The 18729-nt window shown below is 46.2% G+C and carries 18 protein-coding genes; 7 read left to right on the top strand and 11 right to left on the bottom strand.

Annotation, left to right across the window (positions count from 1 at the left end):
* Nucleotides 1-93: 93 nt before the first annotated feature.
* From U719_RS13505 to U719_RS13520, 4 genes are all read right to left on the bottom strand, one after another.
* On the bottom strand, nucleotides 94-1338 hold the full coding sequence (locus U719_RS13505) for an Nramp family divalent metal transporter (RefSeq protein WP_081706935.1): 1245 nt from the start codon (nucleotides 1336-1338) through the stop codon (nucleotides 94-96).
* Between the two features lie 111 nt (nucleotides 1339-1449).
* Nucleotides 1450-2961: a sodium/proline symporter PutP gene (gene putP / locus U719_RS13510; protein ID WP_023469338.1), complete on the bottom strand. Its 1512-nt coding sequence runs from the start codon at nucleotides 2959-2961 to the stop codon at nucleotides 1450-1452.
* Between the two features lie 78 nt (nucleotides 2962-3039).
* Nucleotides 3040-4584, bottom strand: coding sequence for an L-glutamate gamma-semialdehyde dehydrogenase (gene pruA / locus U719_RS13515; RefSeq protein ID WP_023469339.1), 1545 nt, complete (start codon nucleotides 4582-4584; stop codon nucleotides 3040-3042).
* Nucleotides 4585-4713: 129 nt separating this feature from the next.
* Nucleotides 4714-5001: a HesB/YadR/YfhF family protein gene (locus U719_RS13520; protein WP_023469340.1), complete on the bottom strand. Its 288-nt coding sequence runs from the start codon at nucleotides 4999-5001 to the stop codon at nucleotides 4714-4716.
* 122 nt (nucleotides 5002-5123) lie between these two features.
* Here U719_RS13520 and U719_RS13525 point away from each other — a divergent pair, with 122 nt between their 5' ends.
* The 4 genes from U719_RS13525 (at nucleotide 5124) to U719_RS13540 (ending at nucleotide 9323) form a co-directional block, all read left to right on the top strand.
* Nucleotides 5124-5963 (top strand): hypothetical protein, encoded by an 840-nt coding sequence (locus U719_RS13525; protein WP_023469341.1) that lies wholly within the window; start codon nucleotides 5124-5126, stop codon nucleotides 5961-5963.
* Nucleotides 5964-5975: 12 nt separating this feature from the next.
* Nucleotides 5976-6425, top strand: a complete 450-nt coding sequence (gene bcp / locus U719_RS13530; RefSeq protein WP_023469342.1) for a thioredoxin-dependent thiol peroxidase — start codon at nucleotides 5976-5978, stop codon at nucleotides 6423-6425.
* Nucleotides 6426-6754: 329 nt separating this feature from the next.
* Nucleotides 6755-8404, top strand: coding sequence for a peptide ABC transporter substrate-binding protein (locus tag U719_RS13535; protein WP_023469343.1), 1650 nt, complete (start codon nucleotides 6755-6757; stop codon nucleotides 8402-8404).
* A 268-nt stretch (nucleotides 8405-8672) separates the two neighbouring features.
* Nucleotides 8673-9323, top strand: a complete 651-nt coding sequence (locus U719_RS13540; protein ID WP_023469344.1) for a homing endonuclease associated repeat-containing protein — start codon at nucleotides 8673-8675, stop codon at nucleotides 9321-9323.
* Between the two features lie 97 nt (nucleotides 9324-9420).
* On the opposite strand, the gene U719_RS13545 is transcribed toward U719_RS13540, so the two are convergent.
* Entirely contained in the window at nucleotides 9421-11118 is a 1698-nt protein-coding gene (locus U719_RS13545; protein ID WP_023469345.1) for a GGDEF domain-containing protein, read from the bottom strand.
* A 133-nt stretch (nucleotides 11119-11251) separates the two neighbouring features.
* Here U719_RS13545 and U719_RS13550 point away from each other — a divergent pair, with 133 nt between their 5' ends.
* Nucleotides 11252-11860, top strand: a complete 609-nt coding sequence (locus U719_RS13550; protein WP_023469346.1) for a YktB family protein — start codon at nucleotides 11252-11254, stop codon at nucleotides 11858-11860.
* Nucleotides 11861-11889: 29 nt separating this feature from the next.
* Here U719_RS13550 and U719_RS13555 read toward each other — a convergent pair whose 3' ends face one another.
* From U719_RS13555 to U719_RS13580, 6 genes are all read right to left on the bottom strand, one after another.
* Nucleotides 11890-12399, bottom strand: coding sequence for a hypothetical protein (locus tag U719_RS13555; RefSeq protein ID WP_023469347.1), 510 nt, complete (start codon nucleotides 12397-12399; stop codon nucleotides 11890-11892).
* Nucleotides 12400-12561: 162 nt separating this feature from the next.
* On the bottom strand, nucleotides 12562-13635 hold the full coding sequence (locus U719_RS13560) for a PotD/PotF family extracellular solute-binding protein (protein ID WP_023469348.1): 1074 nt from the start codon (nucleotides 13633-13635) through the stop codon (nucleotides 12562-12564).
* 3 nt (nucleotides 13636-13638) lie between these two features.
* The gene (locus tag U719_RS13565) at nucleotides 13639-14439 is read right to left on the bottom strand and encodes an ABC transporter permease (RefSeq protein ID WP_029342587.1); all 801 of its coding nucleotides are present in this window, start codon (nucleotides 14437-14439) and stop codon (nucleotides 13639-13641) included.
* A complete protein-coding gene (locus tag U719_RS13570) occupies nucleotides 14439-15248 on the bottom strand; it encodes an ABC transporter permease (RefSeq protein WP_029342588.1) in 810 nt (269 codons plus the stop codon). Before U719_RS13570 ends, U719_RS13565 begins: the two co-directional genes overlap by 1 nt.
* Nucleotides 15245-16339 carry an ABC transporter ATP-binding protein gene (locus U719_RS13575; protein ID WP_023469351.1) on the bottom strand — a complete coding sequence of 365 codons (1095 nt, stop codon included), beginning with the start codon at nucleotides 16337-16339 and terminating at the stop codon, nucleotides 15245-15247. Before U719_RS13575 ends, U719_RS13570 begins: the two co-directional genes overlap by 4 nt.
* A 13-nt stretch (nucleotides 16340-16352) precedes the next feature.
* Nucleotides 16353-16898, bottom strand: a complete 546-nt coding sequence (locus tag U719_RS13580) for a helix-turn-helix domain-containing protein (protein ID WP_023469352.1) — start codon at nucleotides 16896-16898, stop codon at nucleotides 16353-16355.
* 187 nt (nucleotides 16899-17085) lie between these two features.
* Here U719_RS13580 and U719_RS13585 point away from each other — a divergent pair, with 187 nt between their 5' ends.
* On the top strand, nucleotides 17086-17931 hold the full coding sequence (locus U719_RS13585) for a DegV family protein (RefSeq protein WP_023469353.1): 846 nt from the start codon (nucleotides 17086-17088) through the stop codon (nucleotides 17929-17931).
* Nucleotides 17932-17990: 59 nt separating this feature from the next.
* Nucleotides 17991-18722, top strand: a complete 732-nt coding sequence (locus U719_RS13590; RefSeq protein ID WP_023469354.1) for a tryptophan-rich sensory protein — start codon at nucleotides 17991-17993, stop codon at nucleotides 18720-18722.
* Nucleotides 18723-18729 lie beyond the last annotated feature (7 nt).

Raw genomic sequence — 18729 nt, forward strand, 5'->3', positions numbered from 1 at the left:
ATCGTCCTTATAGGGGTAGCAAAGCTTCCGGGCGGAAAGCTTCTAGTTATGAAATACCCGCTTTAAATCAGACGAAACAAAAATACTGAATATTCATACTAATACATCGACGAGCAGATAGACATTGAAGACGATGACGATCGAGACGATCACCCATGCCAACGCGTTCATGAACCGACTATTCCGGTGTTCTCCCATGTACCGCTCACTTGCTGTCGCCCGAATCAACGGAATCAGAGCGAACGGAATCCCGAACGATAAGGCGACCTGGCTGAGAACGAGTGCCCGTGTCGGATCAAAACCGGAGAACAGCAACAAAATCGCCGGTAACATCGTCACGGTCCGTCGAACGAACAACGGTAATTGGAGATGAAGGAATCCACGCATGATCGCGTCACCTGACATCGTACCGACACTTGAAGAAGCAAGACCTGAGACGAGTAAAGCAATCGCAAACAGATATGGCGCAATGCCACCAAGCGTGACATGAAGTCCCTCGTAGATCGCTTCAAGCGAACCCGCTTGATACTTCGTGCCATAAAAGACACTTGCCGCAATGACGAGCATCGCTCCGTTGACCGCTCCGGCAATCAACATCGCCCCCCAGATGTCGAAGCGTTGGATGTGTAACATCGAAGCTTTATTCGCAACGTGCCCCATCCGCCGTTTCGTTAAATCGGAATGGAGATAGATCGCGTGCGGCATGACAGTTGCCCCAAGCATCCCGGCAGCGAGGACGATGCTCGATGTGCCTTCGAATCCCGGTAACAAACCTGCCGATAGATCACGGAATACAGGATGAACTTCAAATACTTCAATCGCAAAAGCAGCCGCGATGATCAGGACAAGAACGGCGATGACGGCTTCAAAATGCCGAAGTCCCTTTTGCTCGAAGCCGAGGATGACGAAGGACAGTACAGCTGTTAAAAGGGCCGCCATCCGTAAATCAATCGCAAACAATAAATGAAATCCGAGTGCGGCTCCGACGAACTCAGCGAGATCGGTTGCCATCGCGACAAGTTCCGCTTGTACCCAGTAGAAGAAGCGTGTGACCGGCGATAACTCTTCCCGGATCACTTCCGCTAAACTGAGATTGCTGACGATTCCGAGCTTAGCTGACAGGAACTGAATGACGACGGCCATCAAGTTCGAGGCGACGATGACCCAGAGCAGTAAGTAGCCATACTGGGCACCTGCCGTCATGTTCGTCGCGAAGTTTCCCGGATCGAGATACGCGACGGCAGCGACGAACGCCGGTCCGAGATATGTCCGTTTTCTTGGTAAATCTTGTGTAAGTGGCTGTGTCGCCATCTCGTTCACCTCACTTTTTGTTTTCATTATACGCTCATTTTGCACAAGAGCAACAAATATGTTTATGGTAAATAACAACGTATGAAGTGAATTAAAAAGGGATGTCTCCTGTAATCAGGAAACACCCCTTTTTGTTAATTAGACGATCTTCCGCTCAGGCTCCGCACCTTTTAGCTGCGCTTGCACTTGATCGAATTCATCATAGATCGCTTGACTCGGTTCCTTCGTCACGAGACTACCGACGACGAGCGCAACAGTCGAAGCGAAGAAGGCTGGAATCATCTCGTACATCTCAGAAATGTAGAATGGCAACCCTTCGACATTTTGTTTGATGAGAATCCAGGCGATGACGACGACAGATCCCGTAATCATCGAAGCAAGTGCTCCTGTCTTGTTCATCCGGCGCCAAAGCAAGCTGAACAGAACGACTGGTCCGAACGCGGCACCGAAACCAGCCCACGCATAACCAACGAGAGTCAAGATCGACTTCTGTGCACCGAACGATAAGAGAATCGCTAGAGCAGCGACGACAAGGACCATCACGCGCCCCATGACCATCAATTCACGATCCGAAGCATCACGCTTGAAGAAACGTTGATAGAAATCATTCGTTGCCGCACTCGAAGAGACGAGTAGCTGTGTCGAGATCGTCGACATGATGGCAGCAAGTAAGGCTGCAAGCAACAGTCCCGTAATGAAACCAGGGAAGAGATCGCGTGATAATTGAATGAAGACATTCTCTGGTTCTCCTAAAGGACTATTTTGTTGCGTGAAGTAGGCATATCCGATCAAACCTGTCACCATCGCTCCAACGATTGAGAACGTCATCCAGATCATCCCGACGCGACGTGCTGACTTCATCTCGTGTAAGTTCCGAATCGCCATGAAACGAACGATGATATGCGGCTGACCAAAGTAGCCGAGTCCCCATGCGAGTAGCGAGACGATTCCAATGACCGTCGTACCTTTGAATAACTCGAGCTTTGAACCGTCCGTCGACCGAATCGTTTCGAGCGTCTCGTTGATCCCACCGCTTAAAGCGAGGGCAACGCCTGGTACGATCAGCAACGCGATCACCATGATCATCCCTTGGACGACGTCTGTCCAACTGACGGCAAGGAAACCACCGAGGAAGACGTATGCAATGACGACGCCCGCTAGAATCCAAAGACCTGTCGTGTACTCGAGACCAAAGACTGCTTCGAACAAACGACCACCCGCGACAAAGCCACTTGATGCGTACATTATAAAGAATATTAAGATAACTCCAGCTGAAACAGTACGCAAGACACCACTTTTATCGTGGAATCGTTTTTCGAAGTAATCGGGAATCGTGATCGCATCCCCTGCATGTGCCGTATACGCACGCAGACGCGGCGCGACGAGTAACCAGTTGGCGTATGCGCCAAGTAACAATCCAACGACGATCCACCCACTGGACAGACCAGTTGCATACATCGCACCCGGTAATCCCATCAACAGCCAGCCACTCATGTCACTTGCTCCAGCAGAGAGCGCCGTGACGACTGGACCAATCGTACGTCCCCCAAGCATGTAGTCATTCATGTTCTTCGTCCGATAATACGCAATGACGCCAAGTGCGACCATCAGTCCGAGATACAACAAAATCGCAAACCACATTCCGTTCATCCTTGCTCCCCCTTTTTCCATGATATAAGAAAAACGGGCATGCAGGTCGCACACCCGTTTCATCTATTAAACACCATTTCAGAACATTTCTGAAGTTGTTTTTGCTTGAAGATGTAAAGTCAAGTAATCTGGTCCGCCCGCTTTCGAATCCGTTCCAGACATGTTGAATCCACCAAATGGTTGGTAGCCAACGATTGCGCCTGTGCACCCACGGTTGAAGTAGAGGTTACCGACGTGGAAGTTCGCACGCGCGTACTCTTGGTTCGTCCGGTCTTGCGTGATGACAGCACCTGTCAATCCGTATTCCGTGTTGTTCGCGATGTCGATTGCTTCTTTGAAATCTTTCGCTTTCGTGAAGGCGACGACTGGTCCAAAGATCTCTTCTTGCATCAAACGATCCGTTGGTTGAACGTCCGCGACGACTGTCGGTGAGACGAAGAATCCTGTTGAATCATCTGCCGTACCACCTGCGACGATGCGTCCTTCTTCTTTTGCGACGTCGAAGTACGACGTGATTTTCTTGAATGCTGCTGCGTCGATGACTGGTCCGACGTTGTTTGAGACATCCGTCGGGTTACCGATGCTGAGTTTGTTCGTGTTCGCGACGACTTTTTCGAGCAACTCGTCATAGACAGAGTCGAGTGCGACGACACGTGAACAAGCTGAACATTTTTGACCCGAGAATCCGAATGCCGCTTTCGTGATCATGTCCGCTGCGTAATCGAGGTCGGCCGACTCATCGATGACCATCGTATCTTTTCCGCCCATTTCCGCGATGACGCGTTTGAGCCAGATTTGACCTTCGTTTAGTTTCGATGCCCGCTCGTTGATGCGAAGACCGACATCACGTGATCCCGTGAAGCTGATGAAACGTGTTTTCGGGTGATCGACGAGGTAGTCACCAACTTCTGCCCCTGAACCTGGTACGAAGTTCAAGACACCAGCTGGAAGGCCAGCCTGCTCCATTACTTCGACGAATTTCGCTGCGACGACCGGTGTCGTCGATGCGGGTTTCAAGAGGATCGGGTTCCCTGCCACGATTGCTGCGACAGCTGTTCCAGCCATGATCGCGAGTGGGAAGTTCCATGGTGAGATGATGACACCAACACCGAGTGGGATGTAATCGTAACGGTTGTATTCGCCTGGACGACTCTCGACTTTTTTACCGTCTTTTAAGACGAGCATCTGACGTGCGTAGTATTCGAGGAAGTCGATCGCTTCTGCTGTATCAGCATCCGCTTCATTCCAAGGCTTCCCTGCTTCTTTAACGAGGTAGGCAGAGAACTCATGCTTCCGCTTGCGGATGATGTTCGCTGCTTTGAATAGGACGTCCGCACGTATAGACGGATTGACGAATTTCCATGTTTCGAAAGCTGTGACTGCTGCTTGCATCGCTTCTTCTGCATGTTCCTGTGTCGCTTTCGAGACACGTCCGACGATCTCTTCTTTGTTAGCCGGATTGACGGAGACGATTTTATCTTCCGTCGTCACATGTTTTCCACCGATGACGAGCGGATAATCTTTGCCGAGTTCTTGCGTGACGAGTGCAAGTGCCTCTTCGAACGCTTTCTTGTTTGCTTCTTGTGAGAAGTCCGTGAATGGTTCGTGTTTGTACGGAATCATCTCTATTCCCCCTTTAGTCTCTACTTTAAATCGCTTACATTCTCCATTGTACAGAAGCATGAGTCCGCTTACAATTATTCTAGTCAAAAAAATAGAGGAGCGACCAAATTGATCTCTCCTCGTCTCTATTTATTCCTTCGCTTGTGAAAAGACGATCTCTTCGTGTTCAATTGAAACTTTGACGTCTTGCCCTTGGAATAACCAATCATCTTGATCCGAGACGACGAAGTGGATGCCGTCGACGACCTCTTCGACCGCTGCCCGCTCGACTTCTTCCATATGAACACCAACCGAGAAACCTTGTGTTAAATCCGTTGAGCCACCATATTTTGCGAAGAAGCGAATCGTATCGCCTGATTTTGCTTCCATCTCATCTTTGAAGTATTGTAATGCCTCATCTGTAATATGAATTTTCATATCTATCACTCCCCTTTCATTTAGTGTACCGATATCCTACTCAAAAAAGCGAATTTCCTGTATGGTAGAGACAAGATTAGCTATGGAAGCACCATGAAACATTCATCTTAGGAGGAATTCGAATGAAACGATCGCTCGTAGTGCTGCTTGCGACCAGTCTCGTACTCGTCGGTTGCGGAAACGATTCCCCGTCTTCTACAGATACCAAATCCCCGAAGACGACGGAAACGAAACAACAGAAGGCTGAACAAGCCGTTCTTGACGTCTATCAAACATACGAAAAAACGCTCGGTCAATCCGGACGAGCAGATGCGAAGGATCTCGCATCGATTGAATATACGGCTGACGCAAAACAACTTGAACCGCTTGCCGTTGGTGCGAAGAACTTGAATGTCGTTCCCGGTAAGGTCGTCAAGTCGTTCCAAAAGGGCGACGTCGCCTATATCATCCACGAATTCAAGGATGCGAAAGGATCGATTCTCCCAAACCGGGGATCGAAACTGTTATTGAAGAAAGACGATGAGTGGAAAATCGTCCTGACACCGACGACATTCGATCCGTCCGTCTTCTCGACGCTTGGCGATATGTTCACTGGATTTAACGCTGATGAATATGGTGTCAATGCGAAGGCGGCTGATGAGATCGGAAAAACCGATGAAAAAGAGCAGGATGCCGTCTTCTCTCGTGTCAATGCGCAAACCGATTATATGGCGCTTGAGATGAACAGTAACATCCTGATGATTTACGGTGAGGCGCTCAAGAACGAAGGAAATCCTGAAACGCTCGTTGATTACTATCAAGACTACGCAGACTGGTATGAAGAAGAACAGCCACTCCTCATGAAGACAGCGAAAGCCGGTTCGGATTATGAGAAGTACTTGATTGCCCTCGATCCATTAAAAGAGAGTCTTCAAAAGAAGCTTGAGAAATATGCGGATCAATTAAACATGGAATTAGGATAAGGAGGAATTTTCATGCAAGCACCAACATTCACCCTTCCGAACGCACAAGGAGAACCGATTTCCCTCGAGGATTATCGCGGAAAAAAAGTCGTACTCTATTTCTATCCGAAGGATTCAACGCCTGGTTGTACGACCGAGGCATGTGATTTCCGTGATGCGACGCAAGCGTTCGAAGAAAATAACACCGTCATTCTCGGTGTTTCTGCTGATAGTCAGAAACGGCATCAAAACTTTATCGCAAAATACGAATTACCGTTCCAATTGTTATCAGATATCGAGCATGAAGTGTGTGAGCAATATGGCGTCTGGCAACTGAAAAAGAACTACGGTAAGGAATATTTTGGAATTGTTCGTTCAACTTTCCTAATTGATGAGTCTGGTGAAATCGTCAAGGAATGGCGCAGTGTGAAAGTAAAAGATCACGTCGCAGAAGCACTTCAGTACGTCCAAGAGCAGAAATGAGTTCAAGAACCAGTTGTTTTATACAACTGGTTCTTTTTGTATTAAACCCTTTTAAAAACTCCTAATTTTATCCTTCAAAAAAAATAATTTAATAAAAAAACCATTGGTATTACACACAAATTTAATGATTTTGAAATAATCTGAAAATATTCTATTGATTTTTCTGAATATTGTATTTATTATTGATAACAAGTTGATCCGGTGCTTTCCACAGCTTAAGAATAAAAGGCGATGACCCCTCTTATTTTTAGTCGGACACCGGATCGCTATCCTATCGGTTCTTATCGTTTCACCAGATATATCTATTTCTTTTGGGAGGGATTTACTTTATGAAGAAGAAAAAGGCACTTGCACTCGTTGGAGCACTGACAATCGCTGGATCAAGTCTTGCGGCATGTTCGACGACAGATGAAGGTAAAAAAGAAAGCGGTTCGACATCTGGAGAGAAATCTTCAGACAAACAAATCTTAAATTTAACGAGTGCTTCAGATATTCCAGCACTTAGCCCAACCGTCGCAACAGACTCTGTTTCCTTCACAGTGTTAAACAACGTCCAAGAAGGTCTATTCCGTCTTGATGACAAACAAGAAGCTACACCTGGTGTTGCTGAAAGTGTTGATGTTTCGGAAGATGGACTTACATACACGTTCAAGCTTCGTGATTCGAAATGGTCGGATGGCAGTGATGTCACAGCAAAAGACTTCGAGTATGCATGGAAACGTGTTCTTGATCCGAAAAGTGGTTCGCAATATGCGTATATCATGTATCTCATCGATGGCGCAGAAGCGTATAACACAGGAAAAGGAAAAGCTGACGATGTTGCAGTCAAAGCTGTTGACGACAAAACGCTCGAAGTTAAGCTGACACAACCGGCTGAATACTTCAAATCATTAACTGGTTTCGGTTCATTCATGCCACTGAAACAAGAGTTCGTCGAAAAACAAGGGAAAAACTTCGCGACGAAACCAGATACATTCCTTTACAACGGACCATTCGTCCTATCAGACTGGAAAACAGAAGTCGGTTGGAGCTACAAGAAAAACGATCAGTACTGGGATAAAGATAACGTTAAACTCGAAGAGATCAACTACAAAGTCGTTAAGGAAACATCGACTGCAGTTAACCTTTACGAAAAAGGTGATATCGACCAAGTTGGTCTGACAAGCGAATTCGTGGATCAGTACAAAGATAACGAAGACTTCGATACACGCCTTGATGCATCGATGTACTATATCCAAATGAACTTCAAGAATGAACTCTTGAAAAATAAAGACATCCGTAAAGCAATCGACTCTGGGTACGATAAAGAGCAGATGGCAAAAGTTCTCTTAAACAACGGTTCAATCCCAGCTTATTACTATGTCCCGAAAGAATTCGCAAAAGGTCCAGACGGTAAAGACTTCCGTGATGGTAACGAAGGCTTCGGTTCATACGATGCTTCTTCTGCAAAAGCATCGTTCGAAAAAGGATTGAAAGATATCGGTAAAAAATCAGTCAAACTCGAGCTTCTTTCATACGATGATGATAACTCGAAGAAAATCTCTGAATACCTTAAAGGCGAGTGGGAGAAAAACCTTCCAGGTCTTGAAGTCACGATCAAACAACAGCCGTTCAAGAACAAACTTGAGCTAGAATCAAAAGGTGAGTTCGAACTATCATTCGCAGGATGGGGACCTGACTACCAGGATCCGATGACGTTCCTCGATATGTGGGTAACAGGTGGACCATACAACCGTGGTAAGTACTCAAGCGATAAATATGATTCACTCATCAAATCAGCTCAAAAAGAAGTAGATGCTGAGAAACGTTGGCAGGCACTGAAAGACGCTGAGAAAACTCTCCTTGAGGACGATCAAGCGATCTCTGTTATGTATCAGCGCGGAGCTTCCTTCTTACGTAAGCCGTATGTCAAAGGAATCGTCAACCATAAAGTAGGTGCCGATACTTCATACAAATGGGCATCAATCGAAGGAAAATAAGTTACACCAAAAGACCAGATTCGCTGACGAGCGTGTCTGGTCTTTTTTTCCACCTGTGTCATTTGTCCTATTTTTCTGAATAGCATTAAAATTTCGTGTCATTCTGTTTTCATTTTTATATCTTCGTTTTATACTATCAAAGAATCCGATTCACTATATTTACAATAATTCATTAAAATTATTCATAATTAATGGAAATGAACCGATATATTTACCACAGAGGACTTTTGCCTCAATACTCTACTTCACTAGGAAGGAGGACTCACTCATGAAGCAACGCGTACTTACAAATCAAAAGAGTTATACGGAAGAACAACTCGAGATGATCGAAGCGATTCGCGCAGTCGGTGAACTCATCCAGGATCGTCCAAGGCGTACAGTCTACCGTCGTTATGCGCTCGTCAATGACTGGCCACAGCCAGAGAATATCGTTCGTCAATTCGGGTCTTGGCCTGAAGCTTTATCTGCAGCAGGTTACGAATGGAATGTAGATCAGCAACCCGAAGAACTCGAGCGGGCGCCGAAGTATACAAAAGATGAGATCTTAAAATCGTTTCATCGCTATGCGCAGGATGTCGGATCGACGATCACCTTGAAAAAGTATCAAATGTGGCGAAAATCCGTTCACCACGCGCCGAGTCACTATCACATCGTTAAGATGTTCGGATCATGGCATGATGCCTGTACGGCAGCAGGTCTTGAAGCCAGCGTGACCTATTCTAAAGCAGAACTCGCTGCATCGCTTCGTCAAGCCATCGAAGAAGTCGGATTTTCTCTTTCATTTGAAGCCTATCGAGAATGGGCGAAACGGAACAATAAACCCTCGACGAAAGCTCTATTACACCGATACGGCTCTTGGTCGGCTGCGATTCATGCGATTGAAAATGAGATCCGTCTCAACAAACAACAAGCTCAATGAACTCATCCATTCTTCAGTCCTTTCCGATCTTCGAGACGGAAAGGCTTTTTTTCACCAAAAAAAAGATGACGTTTCCGCCATCTTTTTTTGGTGTGATTCAAATGACTTTCTCTTTCCATTCATGATACGCTGCGACACGATCGCGTCCTTGGAACTTCGCACCGACATACATCGCACGGTCCGCGTTTCGGATCAAACTGGCTAGATCGCCCAGTTCCTTCAGCGTATCTATCCCTATGCTCGCTGTAATCTCAAGAGTATGACCCTCGACTACTATCGGATTAGCATGCAACGTCTCACGAATTCGTTCTGCCACGATGCGGGCGGACTCTAGATCCGTATTCGGAAGCAAGATGACGAATTCTTCCCCACCATACCGAGCCACGAGATCCGTGATTCGCGTCGCTTGCATCAGCAACTTAGCTACTTCAAATAGGACGACATCGCCGATTTCATGACCGTACGTATCATTGATTTGCTTAAAGTGATCGAGATCGATCATCAATGCGGAGAAAGGATACAGATCGCGTTGTTTGATTCGACGATCCCCCCACTCTTGTAACGCGCGATAATTGGGTAATTTCGTCATCGCATCCGTCCGGCTATCAATCAGCAATCGCTCTCGTTCATGTGCGCGCTCTACAGCCCATGACAGGACACGCAACGCGCGATACAACTCGTACCCAAAGTCTTTCGTAAACTCTCCACTGGCTTCAGAGGCAAGTAAGAGTGAGCAATTGATCGTCTCCGTTGCTTCAGGCTGTATGAATAAGACGGATTGAATTTCCTCTGGTAAACAATCATACAATCGAATATCCCACTCCTGTTGCATACCATAGAGTAAAACTTCCTCTTTTTCAATGATTTCCTCTATGACCTTCCCTTCTACATGGTCCGCCTTTAATTTACGCCCATCCTTTAAGGAATAATAGACACTTTGTTGTCCTTCTTCGAAATCGAATTTAATCCATGCAATATCCGGTTTGACGAATTGATTGAGCTGTCGCAGGTATCGTTCGATGATAAATTGCGCGTCACCGTCTTTCCACGCCGCTTCTTTTAAACGTTCAATTTGTTCCCAATGCTCAATTCGGTCCGATGCTTGGACCGAACTACCGAGAGAACGCTTGATGATGAAAAGTGCAAACGCTGCCATTACAAGCCCGCTATTCCCGTTTCCTTGCACGACAAGTGTACTGAAAATACCATAGAGTAGTTCTGCCGTGATGACGACTGCTTCGAAGCGTAGCAGCTGAAACATGACATCACTTGGAATATTTTCACCCAAAAGAAATCGTGAAAGTTGGTATTGCAGCAATAAGACAATCCATAAAATAACGACCATCGCAAACAACGGGATGATGTTGTCAGTTAATTGAAAGGCATCACCATGCGTCCCACCTAAGAGATTATAAGCTAGACCTGCTGGTACGATTAAGAAAAGTTCTAGCGCAACATTGAACGGATAGTTATGTAGCATCCGTCGTCTTCCGACTGGTGTATGAATCGTACGTAATTGATAAATCAACATGGTGACCTGTCCTACACAAATAGCAGAAAGCATGCCATACGTTAAAAATGTGAACAATACAAAACCAAAATGAAACGTGAAGCTCATATGTCGTCGGCGAACCGGATCGACGACAAAAATAGTGGATAATGCGGCAATCAATAAAAACGTGAACAAGTCGACGCTGAGGCTATAATCCTTAGACTTCGCAAAAAGATCGATGCCAATCACGATTAAGAAAAATACGACCCAGCTTCGAAGGAGATATTGTTGAAAACGGCGCACTCGAACTTCCCCTTCCTGTTTAATCTATTTTTTAAAATTGTAATAAATTGTTAATTCTATTATTCAATTTTTTGAGCAAAATGTCGAACTTGAATCGTTTCATTTGATACACTCATTAAAGAGGTGATCTTTCATGACAAATACGTTTACTCAATATGCTTTTGACACGTTTCACATTGATGGTCTTGATTCACGAATGCATGCCATTCGCGAGCGCATCCAACCGATTTTTCGCGATATCGGACAAGAAATCACGCCCGACTTGACCGTCGCGATCGAAGAGGACATGCACGTCCATATCGCACAACATGCTAGACGCAAAGTAAATCCGCCACAGGATACATGGATGGCTTTTTCACCAGATAAACGCGGCTATAAAAAGCATCCTCACTTCCAAGTCGGACTGTTTGATGACCATCTGTTCATTTGGCTCGCCTATATCTATGAGTTGCCGAACAAACAACAATATGCCTCACAATTACTAAAGCATACGGATTTACTAACCACACTCCCTGAAGACTTCGTCATTTCATATGATCATATGAAAAAAGATGCTGTTCCCGTACACGAGACCGACATCCATTCAGGGTTAGAACGCTTCCATGATGTCAAAAAAGCAGAATTCCTCGTCGGTCGTCACATTTCAGCACAACAAGTGAGCGAATTGACACGCGAGGAGTTGTTAGATGTGATTCGAAATACCTATTCGCATCTCGTACCACTCTATAAAACGATTAAATAAAAAGGATGGCCGAATCGGTCATCCTTTCATTAGTTATATTTTACTAGAATTGACATGACTTGTGTACGGTCAGAGTTTAAATTTAGATAAATGTTGACCTGTTTTGAGGAAACGGTCATGACATTGAACGTTTTATCGAGTTTAGCTGTCGGATAGGCTTGTTTGACTTCCTTGACTGTAACCGTCCGTTTGACTTGTTTCGGATCATAAACGATGGCACTGACTTTCGCTTTTGCATCCTTCACACCATACGTTGAACAGTAGTGAAGGGCACGATCTGCTGAAGCAAGACCATTTCCACTTTGACACCAGTTCGAGCTCTTTTCGCCTTTGTACGCTTTATGTACTTGCGCAAGTGTCGTTTTTTCAAGAACAACTTTTCCATCGAGGGAATGTGCTTGTTTTGCTTGCGTCTGAATTTCTTGAAGCCATTTTACATCAGTTTGTTTTGTTGCTTCGACCGATTGATTATATGAAGTGCCTGACACGATGCTGACAGTGAGTGCGGCAGTTAAGATGATTCCTAAGACTTGTTTCATGCTAATGTCCTCCTCGGCGCCTATATAAAGCGTTGATAATAAACTGATTCCCCTATTTCAAAAAATTATTCAGTTTTTATAGTTTTTTTATGGAAGTTTATTTTTATTTTTTATACATGCAAACAAAAAGAACCTAGTGTCGGCGGGACACTAGGTTCTTCCTCATTTCTTATGCATCTTAAACTCTAGGAACAACTCATTGTAATGTGCGAGCATCTTCTTCCCGAGGTTCTCATAAACTTCAAGTGTATCGGTGACTTGTTTATCAGGATAGAATCGCTCATCGGTCCGAACCGATTTGTCGAGCAGTTTTAAGCCTTCTTTGTTTGGTGTCGAATAACCGACGTAATCCGCATTTTTCGCTGAAACATCTGGACGCAGCATGAAGTTGATGAACTCATGTGCCCCCTCGACGTTTTTCGCGGTCTTCGGAATGACGACATTATCGAACCAGACGTTTGATCCTTCTTTTGGAATGACGTAGTCAAGATTTTCATTCTCGCTCATGATCTCGTTTGCATCACCTGACCAGACGACACCGAGCCCCGCTTCTTCATTCGCGAGCAATAACTTAATCTCGTCTCCGACGATTGCCTTGACGTTTGGTGTCAGGCGCATCAAGTTCGCTTTTGCTTCCTGTAGTTTCGACTCATCCGTTTCATTTAACGAATAACCGAGACTATTCAAGCTCATCCCCATCACTTCACGGGCACCGTCAGCGAGTAGAATCTGATTCTTTAGCTTCGGATCCCAGAGATCCTTCCAGCTCGTCGGTTTCTTCCCATCAATCAAGTCTTTATTGTAGACGATACCGACCGTTCCCCAGAAATACGGAATCGAGTACTTGTTGTTCGGATCGAACGATAAATCTAAAAAGCGCGAATCGATGTTTTTGAGATTCGGGATTTTTTGATGATCGATCGGAACGACGAGCTTCTCATCGATCATCTTCGCAATCGCATAGTCGGACGGAACAGCGATATCGTACGTCGTTCCTCCCTGTTCGATCTTCGTCAGCATTGCTTCGTTTGAATCGAACGTCTGATAGACGACTTTGATGCCGCTCTCCTTCTCAAACTGTTTGATCAGTGCTGGGTCGATGTAATCGCCCCAGTTGTAGATGTTCAGGACATTTTTCCCTGAATACCCTTGTGTCTCATTTAACTGATTCAAGGTGAATAAAATGACACCCGAGATCAGGAAAATCGCAGCAAATAATTGAATCAATTTTTTCAACGGTCATTTCACCTCCGGTCGCGAAAGCTTCGTAGCAGCTCGTTGGTTCAAGAAGTAGTAGCCGATGACGAGTAAGAACGTAAACAAGAAGATGACGGTCGACAAGGCGTTGATCTTCATCGAAATCCCTTGACGGGCAAGTGAGTAGATCTCAACGGACAACGTCGTAAAGCCGTTTCCTGTCACGAAGAACGTCACCGCAAAATCATCCAGTGAGTACGTCAATGCCGTAAAGAAGCCAGCGAAGATCCCCGGTGTGATATACGGCAAGATAACTTTCGTCAAAACATCCCAACGGCTTGCGCCTAAGTCGCGCGCTGCATCAACGAGCGTTGGACTCATCTCCTGCAACTTCGGCAGGACGAGAATGACGACGATCGGTACCGAAAACGCGATGTGGGACAGTAGGACTGACGTAAAGCCGAGTTGGATGCCAAGTAGCGTGAAGAAGATCAAGAACGATGCCCCAATGATAACATCCGGACTGACGATCAAGATGCTGTTGAGCGTCAACAACGACGTCTCGACCCGTTTCTTACGGACGGCTTGAATCCCAATCGCTCCGAATACGCCAAGAATCGTCGAGATTGCAGCTGATAACAAGGCGATGACGAGTGTGTTCAATACGATGATCAACAAACGTGAATCTTGGAAGACTTCCTTGTACCAATCCCACGTGAACGAATCGAAGTTCGTCATGTTGTCAGCACTGTTGAACGAATAGAATGCCAAGTAGAATATCGGAGCATACAAAATGATGAAGACTCCGATCAGATAAAGATTTGCTAGTTTCAGACGTTTCATCAAGTCGTCGCTCCTTTCTTCCGTTTCGTACTCGTCAAGGCAAGGATGATCGCCATCGCGATGATGAGGAAGACAGCGATCGTCGCTCCCATGCCCCAGTTCTGTGTCACGAGGAACTGCTGTTCAATCGCTGTACCGAGCGTGATGACGCGGTTCCCGGCAATCAGACGCGTAATCATGAACAGCGATAACGCCGGAATGAAGACGAGCTGACAGCCTGACTTCACACCATCGAGCGTCAGCGGGAAGACGACACGCCGAAACGTCGTGAAGTTCGACGCCCCAAGATCACGTGCAGCGAAGACGAGTGACGGACTCAGTTTTTCAATCGCATTGAAGATCGGCAGGATCATGAACGGAATGAAGATGTACACCGAGACGAAGACGAAACTAAAATCGGTAAAGAGAATCTGTTGTCGTCCAATTCCAATCGCTTCAAGCGTTTGGTTCGCAAGACCATACGTACTGAACAACCCGATGAAGGCATAAGCTTTCAACAACAAGTTGATCCACGTCGGTAAGATGATCAAAAGTAGCCACAGCTGTTTATGCTTCGTTTTCGTCAACAAGTAAGCGGTCGGATAACCGATCAAGAGCGAAAACACTGTAATCAAAAAGGCATACCAGAACGAGCTGAGTGTCATCGTCAAATAGGTCGACGTAAAGAAGTTCTGGTAGTTCTCAAATGAGAAGTTGCCGTCCAAATCAAGGAATGAATAGTAGACGACGAGTACGATCGGTGCGATGACGAACAAGGCAATCCAGAATAGATACGGGATGAGATACCAGTTACGTGATTTTTGCATCATAACACCCCGTCGTAGGATTCCAGACGCTTATCGAATTCTTCTTCCGTCTCGTTCAGTCGCATGACGTGAATCGCTTCCGGATCAAATGTCAGTCCGATCTGCTCACCAACCGTCGCTTTTTTCGTACTGTGGACGAGCCATTCGTTACCGACTTCATCCATACAAGCGATCTCGTAATGCACGCCACGGAAAAGTTGCGAATCGACGGTGACTTGTAGTTTCCCTTGGGTCACGTTCGTGATTTCGAGATCCTCCGGACGGATGACGATCTCGACCGGTTCGTTCAATTCAAGACCACGGTCGACACATTCGAATTCCTTTTCTGCGAACCAGACCCGATAGTCTTCCACCATGCGCCCTGGAATGATGTTCGACTCACCGATGAAGTCCGCGACGAAGCGGTTGATCGGTTCATCATAGATATCCGTCGGTGTGCCCGATTGTTGAATGACACCGTGATTGAGGACGAAGATTTCATCTGACATCGCCAGTGCCTCTTCTTGGTCGTGCGTGACGAAGATGAACGTGATGCCAAGACGACGTTGCAAGTCGCGGAGCTCATACTGCATCTCTGTCCGTAATTTCAAGTCGAGCGCTGACAGTGGCTCATCGAGCAAGATGACTTCCGGCTCATTGACGATTGCCCGAGCAATCGCGACACGTTGCCGCTGTCCACCTGACATCTCGGTGATTTCTCGTTTCTCATAACCGGACAAGTTGACGAACTTCAACGCGTCCGTCACACGTTTAGCGATTTCTGCTTCTTTCACCTTCTTGATGCGAAGACCGAAGGCGATGTTCTCGAAAACGTTCAAGTGCGGGAAGAGTGCATAGTCTTGGAAAACCGTATTGACTTGACGTTTGTTCGCCGGTACATCGTTGATCCGTTTTCCGTTGAAGATGATGTCCCCTTCTGTTGCTTCCGAAAAGCCAGCAATCAGTCGTAAGATCGTCGTTTTCCCACAACCCGATGGTCCGAGTAACGTATAGAACTTCCCGCGTTCGATTTCGAAGCTGACTTGGTCGAGGACGGTCTGATCGTCGTATCGTTTCGTAACGTCCTTGAATTGAATGATCGTAGTATCTGCCAATCTAGTTCCTCCTTTATAAGTATGAGTCAGTCGCAGTCACGAGGACCTTCGTCTCTTGTGTTGACTCATTGCGTAGTTGATGGATTTCTGAAGCCTTATAGTAAAGTGTCTCTCCTTGTTTTGCTACAAAAGACTGACGTCCGAGCGTCAGCGTGACGTTTCCTGCGAGCACATAGACGAACGTCTCGGCACCTGATGGTTCATACGTCTTGAATGCTCCCCCTGGCGCGAGTGTGAGCAGGACCGGTTCCATCTCTTTTTCATTCGATTCCGGAATGAGCCACGTGACATGATACCCCTGTTCCTCATCGGCATATGTCGTGACATCCTCTTCCCCATAGACGACTTTTTGATTGAGTGTATCCTCATCAAAGAAATCCTTCGGTGAGATGCCAAGGACTTCGAGGAGATGAAACAGCGTCTCGATCGACGGTGAACTGATTTCCCGTTCGAGTTGCGAGATGTACCCTTTACTCAGGTCTGTTCTTTCCCCTAGTTCCTCTTGCGTCAATCCCTTTTGAAGACGGAGGTTCTTGATTTTTTGACCGATTGAGTACAATCGACGTCCTCCTCTCATCGGCTTAGTTTAGTATAAGATGACTAAAAGTTTACTAATCACGTACCGATTATAGCGTATTTCATTATTTAATCAACTAAAACGTTCGATATTTTTTAATGTTCATTTGACAGCGAGAACGCTTACACCTACAATTAATATCAGGTACTAATTTAAGGAGGAACTTGTTATGCGGATCGCTTGGATCACTGATAGTACAACGATTTTACCGGATACGATCGCTCAGCGCGATGATCTTTCGGTCGTCCCTTTACTTGTCATGAAGGATGGAGAAAGTTTCGTCGATGGTGTCGACGTTGATGCGGAGACCGTCTATAGCTGGATTGACTCAAAACACAAGGTAACGACGAGCCAACCTTCAATCGGAAGCTTCACCGAGCATTATGAACGGTTGAAAGAGGATTACGACGTCGGCTTCGCTGTTCACTTATCGAGCGAACTGAGCGGAACGTACAACGCTTCCGTTCAAGGGGCAGAGATTGCTGGCTTTCGTCTGATTGCGATTGATTCCCGTTGTGGCATTTACCCGGCTGGTCAACTCCTAGCAGAAGCGATCGAACTCGTCGAAGCGGGACACTCGATCGAATCCGTCGAACAGATCATTCTCGAGCGTCGTTTCGATCATCACATTGAATTCACGGTCGCAAACCTCGATCAATTACAAGCAGGTGGACGGATCTCTTCGACGAAGGCATTCGTCGGTAACTTGTTGCAACTTCGTCCGTTGTTCCACTTCGAGGAAGGAAAGATCGTTCCTTATCAAACCGTCCGGACGTTCAAAAAAGCGCATTCGAAGATTTTTGATCACCTTGTCGCAATCATTGAACGGGGACAGGTCACGGATATTTCACTATTCCACGCGACAGCGTATGACCTGGCACTCGAGTGGAAACAACGCCTCGAATCGCAATACGATGTGCGTGTCCGGATCGATGACTTGACACCGGTTCTCGGTTCGCATACAGGAAATCCAGCGATCGGGATGTCCTTTTTGAACCCGACGCGCCGACCGTGATGACTAATGAATTTGATTTTTGGGTAAACCTTCTTTAGAGAATAAAGGAGGTTTTTTGTTTGAAAAATAATAAATGGATTTGGCTCAACTGGGTCGGCTTCATCTTCACGATTGCCGTGAACGCCCTTGATGGTGGAAAGACAGGACGAATCTCTGATTCGATCATCACATTGTTCAAACCGGCTGGGTATGCGTTCTCGATTTGGGGATTAATTTATACGATTCTACTCATCTGGTTGATTTTACAATCGATTCCGAAGTTCAAGGAACACGAACTGGCGAAGAAAATCGGACCGTGGTTCTTGATCAGCTGTCTGTTTAATGCTGGCTGGATCGTTTCCTTCACGTTTGAACTGTTCGTTGTCTCCGTTGTCGTCATCGTTGGTCTCTTGTTGTCCTTGATCGTCATCTACTCAAAAATTGACCGTGAGACGAAAGGATTACGCTTTAAGCTACCGTTCTCGCTTTACCTCGGCTGGGTATCGGTCGCGACGATTGCCGACATCTTCCTGACGATCAATGCAGAAGGTGTAACATCTTGGCTTGGAATTGGAGATGCGGGTTGGACGATGATCATACTCGTCGTCGGAGTCATCATCGCTCTTCTCTTCATGTTTGCGAACCGTGATCCGATTTATCCGCTTGTCTTCGTTTGGGCGTATATCGCGATTAATTTCGAGTCCGATAATGGTCTCGTCGATACGACGGTTCTCGGTAGCGTCGTCTTATTGTTAGCTGGTTATATCTTCCTTCTCGTTCGGATGCGCCGCCAAGTCAGCGTGAGCAAGTGACGTTCCT

The organism is Exiguobacterium sp. MH3 (assembly GCF_000496635.1).
GTDB classification, from domain to species: Bacteria; Bacillota; Bacilli; order Exiguobacteriales; family Exiguobacteriaceae; genus Exiguobacterium_A; species Exiguobacterium_A indicum.